This window comes from Lacrimispora sp., assembly GCF_031982545.1.
In the GTDB taxonomy this organism is placed as follows: domain Bacteria; phylum Bacillota; class Clostridia; order Lachnospirales; family Lachnospiraceae; genus Lacrimispora.
The window spans coordinates 1-11899 of record NZ_DALYXB010000021.1; the positions used below are offsets into that span (position 1 = coordinate 1).

General features: G+C 42.6%; 12 protein-coding genes. 10 read left to right on the forward strand and 2 right to left on the reverse strand.

What is annotated here, in order from left to right:
- The first annotated feature begins 310 nt into the window (after positions 1–310).
- Positions 311–766, forward strand: coding sequence for an NUDIX hydrolase (locus tag ABS301_RS24335; protein ID WP_349674645.1), 456 nt, complete (start codon positions 311–313; stop codon positions 764–766).
- Between the two features lie 322 nt (positions 767–1088).
- Positions 1089–2414 (forward strand): aspartate--tRNA(Asn) ligase, encoded by a 1326-nt coding sequence (gene aspS / locus ABS301_RS24340; RefSeq protein WP_349674646.1) that lies wholly within the window; start codon positions 1089–1091, stop codon positions 2412–2414.
- Between the two features lie 69 nt (positions 2415–2483).
- Here aspS and ABS301_RS24345 read toward each other — a convergent pair whose 3' ends face one another.
- Together ABS301_RS24345 and ABS301_RS24350 are read right to left on the reverse strand one after the other, a co-directional pair.
- Positions 2484–3065: a class I SAM-dependent methyltransferase gene (locus tag ABS301_RS24345; RefSeq protein ID WP_349674647.1), complete on the reverse strand. Its 582-nt coding sequence runs from the start codon at positions 3063–3065 to the stop codon at positions 2484–2486.
- A gap of 18 nt (positions 3066–3083) precedes the next feature.
- Positions 3084–4892 (reverse strand): aminotransferase class I/II-fold pyridoxal phosphate-dependent enzyme, encoded by a 1809-nt coding sequence (locus ABS301_RS24350; RefSeq protein ID WP_349674648.1) that lies wholly within the window; start codon positions 4890–4892, stop codon positions 3084–3086.
- A gap of 208 nt (positions 4893–5100) precedes the next feature.
- Between ABS301_RS24350 and ABS301_RS24355 the strand changes: the two genes are divergently transcribed.
- From ABS301_RS24355 to ABS301_RS24390, 8 genes are read left to right on the forward strand one after another with little or no spacing between them, the layout of a single operon-like run.
- Complete coding sequence (locus tag ABS301_RS24355) at positions 5101–5508, forward strand: Fur family transcriptional regulator (RefSeq protein WP_349674649.1); 408 nt, start codon at positions 5101–5103, stop codon at positions 5506–5508.
- Positions 5509–5535: 27 nt separating this feature from the next.
- Entirely contained in the window at positions 5536–5847 is a 312-nt protein-coding gene (locus tag ABS301_RS24360) for an AraC family transcriptional regulator (RefSeq protein WP_349674650.1), read from the forward strand.
- Positions 5848–5903: 56 nt separating this feature from the next.
- Complete coding sequence (locus ABS301_RS24365; RefSeq protein ID WP_349674651.1) at positions 5904–6836, forward strand: metal ABC transporter substrate-binding protein; 933 nt, start codon at positions 5904–5906, stop codon at positions 6834–6836.
- A gap of 19 nt (positions 6837–6855) precedes the next feature.
- Positions 6856–7563: a metal ABC transporter ATP-binding protein gene (locus ABS301_RS24370; protein ID WP_349674652.1), complete on the forward strand. Its 708-nt coding sequence runs from the start codon at positions 6856–6858 to the stop codon at positions 7561–7563.
- The gene (locus ABS301_RS24375) at positions 7550–8356 is read left to right on the forward strand and encodes a metal ABC transporter permease (RefSeq protein WP_349674653.1); all 807 of its coding nucleotides are present in this window, start codon (positions 7550–7552) and stop codon (positions 8354–8356) included. The genes ABS301_RS24370 and ABS301_RS24375 overlap by 14 nt, the downstream gene beginning before the upstream one ends.
- Positions 8357–8377: 21 nt before the next feature.
- Positions 8378–9340 (forward strand): CobW family GTP-binding protein, encoded by a 963-nt coding sequence (locus ABS301_RS24380; protein ID WP_349674654.1) that lies wholly within the window; start codon positions 8378–8380, stop codon positions 9338–9340.
- A gap of 4 nt (positions 9341–9344) precedes the next feature.
- Positions 9345–10889, forward strand: a complete 1545-nt coding sequence (locus tag ABS301_RS24385) for a permease (protein ID WP_349674655.1) — start codon at positions 9345–9347, stop codon at positions 10887–10889.
- Complete coding sequence (locus tag ABS301_RS24390; protein ID WP_349674656.1) at positions 10886–11791, forward strand: TIGR03943 family putative permease subunit; 906 nt, start codon at positions 10886–10888, stop codon at positions 11789–11791. The genes ABS301_RS24385 and ABS301_RS24390 overlap by 4 nt, the downstream gene beginning before the upstream one ends.
- Positions 11792–11899: the final 108 nt, after the last annotated feature.

Sequence of the window (11899 nt, forward strand, 5' to 3'; positions counted from 1 at the left end):
ATGGATCATGTCAAAATTAGTCTGAAAATGGTGGCGTGGTTTTGGTTAAACTGCGCCTTTTTCATTAAATATAGTGATATATTTACAAAATTAACACATGTAAAAAATAGGTTTTAGTATACTCAATTGATATCCATTATCAGTATGCAATGACTGATTTACGGCGGAACTAATCATATAATCAGATATCATTATAACGATTTTTTGGAAATTTGCTATATCTAAAATTTACCATTTTTTTACTTTTGTCATTATTTATTTCATGATATGATTGAATCAGTAAAAGGAATACGGAGAGGATATTGAAATCATGGGGACACAAGTCAGATTTTATGATGAGGCAGAGGATGAGAAGCTGAAGTTTGCAGTAATTATTTCCAGAAATCAGGGGAAATGGGTTTTTTGCAGACATAAAGACAGAGATACTTTTGAAGTGCCGGGAGGACACCGGGAAGAGTCTGAAAATATCAACGATACTGCCAGGAGGGAACTTTGGGAAGAAACCGGTGCAGTGGAATTTGATATGATTCCATTATGTGTATATTCAGTATGCGGTGAGACCAGAGAAGGAGAGTGTTTAAGGGAAGAAAGCCTTGGTATGCTTTACTTTGCTGAAATATATTCCTTTGAAGAGGAGCTCCATCATGAAATTGAAGAAGTAATCATTACGGAACAGTTGCCAGAGAATTGGACCTATCCCTATATTCAGCCATTGCTGATGGAAAAGTATAAGGAGATTGCATTTGACATGTGTCAGGATCTGTGATAATCTGTTACCTATTAATATAACTGCAGAGGTGGCTATGATGAATCGTAATCAACAATTTTCCATGTTGAATAGGGACGACGATTGATAGCGCTTGTATCTTTGAATGCTCATAGGTACAGGCGCTTTCGTTGCTGTGCCTATGTGGAAAGAATATAATTCGGAACCGCATTGGTGGATAGTACTGATCCGTGTGGTTCTATTTTTTTACCCATACGGGCAATCATGAAAGGTGGTGATCGTGTGGGACATATGGATGATGTCCTTATGGATGGAATGGGATGGTTTGAAGTTGCATTCTATGAATCCTGGAGGAAAAATAATGAAGAATATTGTTGGAATGATTGAAAAAGGAACAGTTGAGGCCGGGGATCTGGCAAATCATCTGAATGAGAAGATAAAAATTCATGGAAGTATCTATAAAATAAGAAAAATGAGCGGGTTCGCATTTATCCTGTTAAGAACCAAAAGGAATGTGGTCCAATGTATCTACAGCAATGAATATTCTCTGTTTGAACTGGAAGAATTGACAGAAGAGAGCTGCGTAGTCGCAACCGCACAGGTGATTCCGGAAGAAAGGTCGAAAGCAGGTTTTGAGCTTCGGCTCCTTAAGGTGGAGATCTTATCAAAACCGGATCAGCAGAGTCCCATTGTGATTAATAATAAACGAGTGGACACATCCCTTGAAAATCTTCTTAATTTCAGACCTGTTACCCTGCGTAATGAGAAAGAACGTGCCATATTTTTATTGCAGGAGGGAATTACCCTGGGGATTCGTGAGTTTTTAAGAAAGGAGAACTTTACAGAAATCCACTCACCGAAAATTGTTCATGCTGGCGCAGAGGGTGGAGCCAATATTTTCCGCTTCGATTATTTTGGCAAGGAGGCGTATCTTGCCCAGAGTCCTCAGTTTTATAAGCAGATGATGGTGGGAGTCTATGAACGGGTATTTGAAATCGCTCCCGTATTCCGGGCAGAAAAGCATGATACCTCAAGACATCTCAATGAATACACAAGTGTGGATTTTGAGATGGGATATATTAAAAATTTTGAAGACATCATGGAAATGGAAACGGCCATGCTTCGTCATGTGATAGAGGTGCTGGAATCAAATTATGAAGAAGAACGGCGGATATTAAATGTAAAGCTGCCTTATATCAAAGAAATTCCATCAATCAAATTTATGGAGGCAAAAGAACTAATTTCCGTAAGATTTAACAGGCCAATCGTGGATTTTGATGATTTTGAACCGGAAGAGGAAAAAAACCTTTCCCAGATTATGAAAGAAGAAACAGGGAGTGATTTTGTATTTGTCACTCACTACCCAAGCAGGAAAAGACCATTTTACGCCATGGACAGCATAGAAAATGAAGAAGAGACAGAAAGCTTTGACTTACTGTTTAAAGGACTTGAGATTACCACAGGCGGACAGAGAATTCATAACTATGAGCAGCAGTTAAATAAAATGAAGAAACGGGAAATGAATAAAGAATCATTTGAAAGCTATCTGATGATGCATAAATACGGTATGCCGCCTCATGGAGGGCTGGGATTGGGGTTGGAACGTTTTACCAGCAGGTTACTGGATCAGGATAATGTACGTCTGTCTTCTCTTTTTCCAAGAGATTTAAACAGAGTGACACCATAAGTATTTTTTAATTTCAGTTTCATAAGCTGCGCCATATCAGGCGGGCTTATGAAACTGTTTCTTCTATAATTATAGGGTATAACGGTAAATGGCATTAAAGCGGTCATTTCTATAAGGATCATAAAAACCGTCGCTGATTTCCCAGCCTTCAAATTCATCCTTTTTAAACAGAAGATGTTCCTCGCGGTGAGAACGGATGGGAAGTTCGCCAATGAGCACACTTTTTTTCGCAACTCTTAACAGCTCGCTTGTAGCTTTTTTTGCATATTCCTTATTGTCAAAATAGAGATAAACGCCATAACAGATCACCTTATCAAAGGTATGATCCTTAAACGGTAAATCGGCAGCTTCTCCGGTGAGGACGGAATTGTGCAGTATCTCAATGTGTTTTTGAACCAGTGTATGGGAATAATCCATTCCAGTGTAATCGCAGTCCAAATATTGGGCAAGTGCACCTGCGCCGCAGCCAACTTCTAAAACCTTGTCACTTTTTTGTATATCCAGCCGTTTGGTTATCTGACGGGCCACTTCCTCCATATCTACCTGAGTTGCTTCATAGCCGTCAAAGGCGAGTAGATCATTTCCCTCTGCTTTTCCTTTTCTTACCCAGATCTGCTTCCATGTTTCGTTTGCTGTTTCCTGTGCATTCATTTTAACTACCTCCTGATATTATCGTAATATATGTTTTAGTGCGTCACATAGGCGCTTGTTATCTTCTTTGGTTCTGACTGCGATCCGAATACATTCTCTTCCTTCCATACCTGGTTTGTGGGAGAGATCCTTCACAAGAATGTTGTAACGGTTTAAAAGCAGCTCGGCGATCTGATGGGCAGAGCAGCCGTCCTTTACCTCGCAAAGTATAAAGTTAGCCTGGGACGGATACAGGGTCAGCTGTCTTATGGAACCCAGTGAACCGTACATTTCGTCTCTTGTTTCCTGAAATTGCTTTAGGGCCTCCCGGTAATCCCCCTGATACTTTTCAAATATCTGAAGAAAATATTCTGCAAGAGAATTAATATTCCAGATGGGAAGCTCCTTTCGTACAAGAGCAATGATATCCGGATCTGCACAGGTCAGAATTCCAAGCCGCAATCCTGGTACACCATAGGATTTTGAAATACTTTTTATCAGAACCAGATTCTGATTGGCGTTTAAGATCTCCGGTGTCATAAAGGAGGGTTCCTCTTCAGTATCAGAAAAATCCAAAAAGGATTCATCTAAAATCAGCAAGGTATTTCGATCCTTGCAAAACTGTGCCAGTTTTTGTACGTCTTCTTTTTTTATGTAGTTTCCGCTGGGATTATCCGGATTTACTAAAACAAGTGCGGATAGTTCCTTATCGCTGTAAAAATCCATAAGGTCCTCAGCTGTATAAGAGAAATCTCTGGAGGAGACGGTATAAGGGATGACTGAGGCGGCACAGTTTTCATATTCCGAAAAAGAAGGACGCAAAACTCCCACTGGTTTTTCAAAGCTTCGAAGAAGCGGTTTTATCAGTTCAGTGGCCCCGTTTCCGGTCAGTACCTGGTTTTTATCAAGTCCCAGGGATTTGGCAGCAAGAAGGTTGTTAATATCAAGTCCGGAAGGATAGCTGGTAGTGAGGATTTCAAAGCTGGCCTTAATCTCTCCCATAAGACGGCTGTTAGGGAAATAAGGATTTACCAGATAGCAGAAATCCAACAGTCCCGGATAGCGCCAGTATCCACCGTAGCGCTCAGACAGGCGGAGCAATCTGCTTTGGGAGTCTGTGAAAATGGATTCTGCAATATCCAAGTCCTGCTCGTCATCAATTTCGTACCAGAAACCATTTTCCAGACGGGAAGCTTTTAAATCGTGATCATCCAGAAGGGAAATGACTTTCAGTACCTGCTCATAGTAGGCGTTATTTCCCAATGCCTTGCTGTATGCCTCTAAGAAGGGGACATAATGGGTGGAGGAGAAGTTCTGGCTGAATTTGTAGATATTGACCGTTTTATAGTAGGAATGAATGTCTTCGAAGCGGAAGTCTTTTCTGGTTAAGAACTTCATGATATTGTCCTGCTGGTCAATCAGTACAACCGTGCCGTCCATCCAGCTTTCAAAAGGGGCGGTCAGAGCCAGATTGGGGCGGGGGTCTTTAATAATCTGGGTTAAAACTTCCTGTTCAAATATCAAGTCCGATTCCAGGAGCAGGGTGTCATCCTCCAGGAGACAGTCCTTGGCAAGATAAAGGGAATAGATATTGTTGGTGGTTTCGTAAACCGGATTATCAATAAAGACCACCGGTGTCCGGAGGGAAAGGGATTCCACAAAGGAACGCAGAAGTTCCCCTTTATGACCAGTCACAAGAATGATTTTTTCCAGGTCATATTGGTCAAGCTGCCTTAACATTCGTTCAATTAGTGGAATCTTATTGACAGGTACCATACATTTGGGCTGATGCTCGGTTAACTGTTTTAGTCGCCGTCCCATACCGGCAGCCAGAATGATTGCTTGCATAGGCTCCTCCTTTATTGTTCAAAAAGTAAAATATTTCTAAATTTATGAACATAATAGCAGTTTAAAAATGGATTGTCAAGAGTGAAAACGGGGAATAGAAAAATTTTATCAATGGAAACAGGAAATGGTTTTCAATTTCGCCTTGACATTTAAAAGGAGAGTGCTATAATATGAAAATGATTTCTGATTTCGAAAATAGGGGATGAATATGGCAGAACGTGGAAGATACCGGACCAGGCAGCAGGAAATGATTGTGAGCTGCTTAATGAAACAAAAAGAAATATTCTGTACCGTGGAAGAGTTTATGGAACGTCTTAAAAGTGATGGAATCCATGTTGGACAGACTACCGTATACCGGGCACTGGAACGTTTATGTGAGGATGGCGTGGTTGTGAAGATCCCCTCTGTGGACGGATCCAAGGCTCAGTTTCGATATATAGGGGAAGAAATAAACAGGAATGTGGGAAAGCTGGTCTGTTTAAAATGCGGATCCATGATTCCCCTGGAATGCTCCAGGCTGGATGAATTCTACCGACACATCCATGATGATCATGGATTTAAGCTGGATCAAAAGCACATGGTGCTTTACGGCTATTGCAGCGGCTGTCAGCAGTAAGCTGATAGATAAAAGAAAGGATTTGTTATGAAAGGCAGATTAAATCCCAGACAATGGGCAGCCCTTATGACAGCTTTGATTCTCACTGTGGTTTTCCTGGGCTCATCGATTTTTGTATTCACCCATCTTTCCCATGACTGCACAGGCAGGCATTGCAGAGTCTGTCAGGAGATAGAAGTATGCATTTCGGCGCTCAGTGTAATTTTTGAAGCGATTGGAACAGCTGCAGTAATCGCTGTTTCTTTACCAATTATAAAATATACCATGCTGCCTTATCTGGCAGGACTGTTTCTCCGTCCGGTTTCTCTTGTTGATTTAAAGATCCGTATGAATAATTGAATCAGTTGATTCATACGGGAATTTGAAGGAAACAGAAAAATCGGAGGATTTTATTCATGAATAAAGGAACGAAAGTAATTCTGTTAGCAGCGGCAGCTTCTGCAGTGCTGTTATCTGGATGTGGTCAGAAAAAAGAAGCAAATGACAGCGGAAAGCTGAATGTAATGGCAAGTTTTTATCCCATGTATGATTTTGCCGTTAAGATCGGCGGCGATAAGGTAGAGGTTAAAAATATGGTTCCTGCAGGAACAGAGCCTCACGACTGGGAACCGGCGACAAAGGATATTACTGGTCTGGAAAAAGCAGATGTATTTGTATACAGCGGAGCTGGAATTGAGCACTGGGTGGAAGATGTGTTAAAGAGTCTTAAAAATAACAATCTGACTGTTACAGAGGCATCTTCAGGAATCTCCTTGTTGAAAGGGGAGGAACAGGAAGAGGTAAAGGGTGAGGAACAGGAGCACGGAGAATTCGATCCTCATGTGTGGTTAAGCCCAGTAAATGCAAAGAAAGAGATGGAGAATATTAAGGATGCCTTTGTTAAGGCAGATCCGGCTAATGAAGCATATTATCAGGCTAATTATGATAACTATGCCAGCAAATTTGATGAGCTGGACAAGAAATATAAAGATACGTTATCTCCGCTGCCCAATAAATCGGTAGTTGTTGCCCATGAGGCATTCGGGTATCTTTGCAATGCCTATGGACTGACTCAGATGGGCATTGAGGGACTGTCACCGGATTCTGAACCGGATCCGGCAAGAATGGCGGAAGTCATAGACTTTGTAAAAGAAAATAAGGTGAAAACCATATTCTTTGAAGATCTGGTCAGCCCCAAAGTGGCGGAGACCATTGCAAAAGAAACAGGCGCAAAAACAGAGGTGTTAAATCCGTTAGAGGGACTGACTGACGAACAGTTAAAAAATGGGGATGATTATTTTTCTGTTATGGAGAAGAATCTGACGGTTTTAAAAGAAGCGCTGGAATAAAAAGAACAGGAGTAAGAATGTGAACGCGATTGAAATGAAGGGACTGACATTTTCCTATGGTGGAACTAGGGTTTTAAACGGAGTGGATTTAACCGTTCCCCAAGGCGGTTTTGCCGCGCTCACCGGTGACAACGGGGCTGGAAAAAGTACACTGATCCGGATTCTGTTAGGCGAGTTGTCTTTAACCGGAGAAGCAGGAAGCTTTAAACTGCTGGGAAAGGATATCCGCCAGTTCAGTGACTGGAAGGACGTGGGATACGTTCCCCAAAATGGAATGGATACTTACAAGGACTTTCCGGCCTCTGTTGAGGAGATTATTCAGGCAAATTTATACAGCCAGATCGGGCTGTTTCGTTTTCCTGGAAAAAAAGAGAAGGAAAAGGTGGCAGAAGCTCTTTGTGAGGTGGGAATGGAACTATATAGAAAACGCCTGATCGGCAAGCTGTCAGGCGGTCAGCAGCAGAGAGTACTGCTGGCAAGAGCCCTGGTTAACAAGCCACGTCTATTAATTCTTGACGAGCCCACCACCGGGGTGGATGAAAAGAATACGGAAGAATTTTACCGGCTGATCCAAAACTTCAATCGCAATGATCACATGACTGTTTTTATGGTAACACACGACAGGAAGCGTCTGGCCGGTCTGGCAGATACCATCTTCCGGCTGGAAGACGGCGTGATGAGAAAAATAACAATTCCGGGGGAGGCTGACTGTGATGGAGATATTTAATTACGCCTTTATGCAGAAGGCCTTTGTAGTGGGAATCCTGCTTGCCATGGTGATTCCCTGTATCGGCGTTGTAATTGTATTAAAAAGGCTTTCCATGATCGGAGATGCGCTTTCCCATACTTCTCTGGCAGGAGTTGCGTTCGGGCTTATTATTGGAATCAATCCGGTTGCCGGAGCAGTGGCTGCCTGTATTATGGCTGCCCTTGGAATTGAGGCGATACGAAGAAAACTGCCCCGTTATTCGGAAATGTCCATCGCCATTATTATGTCTGCCGGAATCGGTCTGGCAGGTGTGCTGTCTGGTTTTGTGAAGAATTCTGCTAATTTTAACAGTTTTCTTTTTGGCAGTATTGTGGCTATCAGCGACATGGAGATGTTTCTGGTTATGGGAGTGTCCTTAACGGTGCTTTTGCTGTTTGTACTTCTTTACAAAGAACTGTTTTACATTGCTCTTGATGAGAGGAGTGCAAGACTTGCCGGCGTTCCTGTTAAAATAGTCAATTTTATATTTACCGTATTAACGGCAGTTACGGTCTCCATTGCGGCAAGAACTGTAGGAGCCTTAATTGTTTCGTCCATGATGGTGATACCGACCGCCTGTTCCATGCAGTTTTCCAAAAATTACAGGCAGACAGTTCTTTATGCCATTGGTTTTGATGTGGCATTTATGATAATCGGTCTTTTTGCTGCCTATTATCTGGGATTAAAGCCGGGAGGAACCATTGTTTTAGTAGGTGTGGTTTTCCTTCTTTTTATATTTATTGGAAAAAAGCTGCTTGGAGTGAAAGGTTAGGTCACGATAAGGAGTAGATCAATGACAGATTTATATATCATATCCGGTTTTCTTGGGGCAGGTAAGACCACACTTATACAGACTATGGTCCCTGCCGTTTTTGAAAACCGGAAGGTTGTAGTGATAGAAAATGATTTCGGTGATGCCGGAATTGATGAAGAACTTTTAAAATGTGACAGTTTAACTGTGACCAGTTTAAACTCAGGGTGTATCTGCTGCAGTCTGAACGGAGATTTTAACAGATCCCTGGAACAGATTGTAAAAGAGTATGCGCCGGAGGTGATTTTAGTGGAGCCGTCTGGAGCAGGGAGGCTTTCCGATATTATTAAGGCTTGTATGAACCAAAAGGATCTGGTAAAAATCTGCCGTTGTATTACTGTGGTGGATGTGATGAATTTTGATAAATACAGGGAAAATTTTGGAGAAGTGTTTATCAATCAGATCCAATTCGGTGACTTAATTCTATTAAGCCATTTAAGCGGGAAAGCAGGAGAGATCCAGGTTATTATGGATAAAATCCGGAAACTGAATCCTGAGGCCAGAATTGAAGCGGATTTTTGGGATGGGATCCCTGCAGATGTATTTCGTCAGGGAGACCGGGTATCTCTTACGGAGTCTTTGATGAAAGACCTTATAAAACCCGTAACCCTTAACCGGAAGATTCGTTCCGGCGGTAAGGGAGAATGCGCGGTGCGGCCTCTGTTTCGTTTTACCAGAGAGATCTTTTTATCGGTAAGTTTTGAGTGTGACGAAGTCCTTACAGAGGCGGAACTGAAGGTGAAAATAAACAGAGTGACCAGTCAGGCTGATGGAATGATTCTTAGAGGAAAAGGGATCGTGGAAGGGCCTGGGGGAAGCATTTCTTTTCATTACATACCCGGAATGCTTAAGATACAAAGCATACGGGGAGAAGGAAACAGTGTGTGTTTTATAGGGACGGGAATAAAGGAAGATCAGATTATATCATTGTTTAAAGGAGAATGACACCATGGTAATACCTGCGTGGGTAGTCACAGGATTTCTTGATTCCGGGAAAACAACGCTGATAAACCGGTTAATCCGGGAAGAGCTTTCTGAACAGGAAGTCCTGGTGATTCAATTTGAGAAGGGAGACACCCCCCTTGCCGAAGGGGAAGGAGTGCGCTCCCTTTATTATTCTAAGGCGGAAATAGAGGAATCACCATACGCCGTGGCTGATTCCATTTGTGAGGAGATCCAAAAGGATCCGGCAGAGTTAATCTTAATTGAGTGGAATGGGATGGAGCATTTTCATCGATTTGAGGAGATGTTTCTTCAGTTTCACTTAAAGACGGCTATTCATGTGGAAAAAGTAATTTATGCAGGCGATGAAAAAGAACTGAAGCACAAAATTGCAGATTCCGGAATGATTTCCATGTCCCAGATTGCTGCAGGCAATCTGGCGTATTTAAGGGTGGAGGAGGAGAATGCAGCACTAAGTGCACGGGAACTTTTTCAGATTAATCCAGACATTCATGTATTTACAGAAGGAAAATGGGATCGTTTTAAGAAAAAAATATTTCAGTATGACGTAAAATCCCAGATATCGCTGTTATTGGTCGCTGCAGCAGTCATTTTTTATCTGACAGTCAATTCTTATCTGGGATCTTTTATTACCTTGTTTTTGGGAGTGTTTTTACAGGCGGTGCCCTTTCTTGTGATTGGGGTTTTACTTTCCTCTGCCATACAGGTCTATGTATCTGCAGACTGGATTCGGAATAAATTCCCCCAAAACGTGGTTTTCGGGCAGCTATTTGCCATAGTGGCGGGGTTCTGTCTTCCGGTTTGCGACTGTGCTTCCATACCGGTGTTTAAGGGTCTGGTAAAAAAAGGAGTTCCTTTATCAGCTGCAGTAACTTTTATGCTGGTTTCTCCTGTGATAAATCCGGTTGTGATTTTATCTACCTGGTATGCATTTAATGGGAACTTAAAAATTATTGCAGCCAGATGTGGTCTGGGAATCTTATGTGCCGCGCTGACTGGTCTGACTTATCTGGTGCATCCGCCTGAAACGGTTCTGTTAACGGATCCGGTAATGCAGAGAGGAGAAGCCTACGGAGATTATGAGATAAAGGCGCTGGAAGACACCAGGATATCACGGTTTTATCAGATGATGGGTCATGCCCAGAATGAATTTTTCAAAGTTGGTACCTATCTGCTGACTGGTATTTTTGTATCTACAGTACTGCAGGAAGTCTGGCCTTCCATGACCCGCTCCGGAGCAGGAATTCCCATCTTAGCTTCCGTGGCATTCATGATGGCTATGGCATTTATACTGTCCTTGTGCTCATCCTCTGATGCAGTTGTGGCAAGAACCATGGCAGGTGTATTCCCGGCAGGGGCGCTGATGGGATTTTTAGTGTTTGGCCCCATGATTGATTTGAAAAACGGAGCGATGCTTCTTGGCGGATTTGAAAAGAAGTTTATTGTCCGCCTTTTTGTTACAACATTCCTGATCTGCTTTGGTGCAGTTGGTGTGTTTGCATTGCTTGGAAGCGGAGGGATCCGCATATGAAACTGAGAGGAAAGGGAATTAATATTCAGGCACTGACCGAGACGGCCTGTTATCTCATTTTTGGGATACTGCTGCTCCGGCTGACTGTCACCGGCGGATATCTCTCCTATGTGACACCGAGGATGAAGCCCTATTTATACGGCTTATCTGCAATTATGGTTCTATGGGCAGCAATGGGGGCAGGAAGAATTTTCCGTCCCAAATACAGAGGGCGCCTGTTTCATTGTCTGGTTCTTGGAATTCCGATTCTTATACTGGCAGTTCCGCCAGCTCCACCGGAGGGCAGTGCTGCAGTTAAGAATTATTCAAACGCCAGTATTCCTGGTTCTTCCCCGGAAAGAGCCGGGAGCGGTTACGATAGCTTCAGTGCTCAGGAATCGGCAGGGTATGATTATTATGAGAATGAAACAGAGGAAGAACAACCGGATTACAGTGCTGGTTATGATGGGGAAACAGAGGACGGGCAGCAGGCACAAAGCCAGCAGGATCAAAATCAGCAGCCGGAGCTCTTAAAAGGAGCCGGATTAAACGGTATTGATGAAAAAGCGAAAACCATTATCATCTCAGATAACGACTATTATGCATGGATGACAGAACTGGGAGCTCATGCAGACAAATACCAGGGGTATACAGTTACCATGAAGGGTTTTGTGTTTCTTGATCTGGAAAACCGGCAGGAAAATGAATTTGCTCTGGTCCGTCTGTCTATGTGGTGCTGTTCTGCAGATATGTCACCTATGGGTCTGATGGCAGATGACTTAAGAGGGCTTGGTTTTAAAGAGAATGACTGGGTTACGGTTACGGGTAAGCTGCTGGTAAAAGACGGGTATCCTACCATAGAAGCAGAAACCGTTGTGGCAGCGGAGAAACCGGAGCAGGAGTATGTCTATCCTTATTACTGACAGAACTGAGCCCATATGAGTAATTTACAGTTTAGATATTAGTATTAAGAAAAGAAATATTTTCTACAGATATATAGTGATATATCTGTAGAAAATATTTCTTTTTTT

What these genes read in the sequence shown, in the direction of transcription:
- ABS301_RS24335 (WP_349674645.1), top strand. Translation starts at nt 311, where the DNA reads ATGGGGACACAAGTCAGATTTTATGATGAGGCAGAGGATGAGAAGCTG.
- aspS (WP_349674646.1), top strand. Translation starts at nt 1,089, where the DNA reads ATGAAGAATATTGTTGGAATGATTGAAAAAGGAACAGTTGAGGCCGGG.
- ABS301_RS24345 (WP_349674647.1), bottom strand. Translation starts at nt 3,065, where the DNA reads ATGAATGCACAGGAAACAGCAAACGAAACATGGAAGCAGATCTGGGTA.
- ABS301_RS24350 (WP_349674648.1), bottom strand. Translation starts at nt 4,892, where the DNA reads ATGCAAGCAATCATTCTGGCTGCCGGTATGGGACGGCGACTAAAACAG.
- ABS301_RS24355 (WP_349674649.1), top strand. Translation starts at nt 5,101, where the DNA reads ATGGCAGAACGTGGAAGATACCGGACCAGGCAGCAGGAAATGATTGTG.
- ABS301_RS24360 (WP_349674650.1), top strand. Translation starts at nt 5,536, where the DNA reads ATGAAAGGCAGATTAAATCCCAGACAATGGGCAGCCCTTATGACAGCT.
- ABS301_RS24365 (WP_349674651.1), top strand. Translation starts at nt 5,904, where the DNA reads ATGAATAAAGGAACGAAAGTAATTCTGTTAGCAGCGGCAGCTTCTGCA.
- ABS301_RS24375 (WP_349674653.1), top strand. Translation starts at nt 7,550, where the DNA reads ATGGAGATATTTAATTACGCCTTTATGCAGAAGGCCTTTGTAGTGGGA.
- ABS301_RS24380 (WP_349674654.1), top strand. Translation starts at nt 8,378, where the DNA reads ATGACAGATTTATATATCATATCCGGTTTTCTTGGGGCAGGTAAGACC.
- ABS301_RS24385 (WP_349674655.1), top strand. Translation starts at nt 9,345, where the DNA reads ATGGTAATACCTGCGTGGGTAGTCACAGGATTTCTTGATTCCGGGAAA.
- ABS301_RS24390 (WP_349674656.1), top strand. Translation starts at nt 10,886, where the DNA reads ATGAAACTGAGAGGAAAGGGAATTAATATTCAGGCACTGACCGAGACG.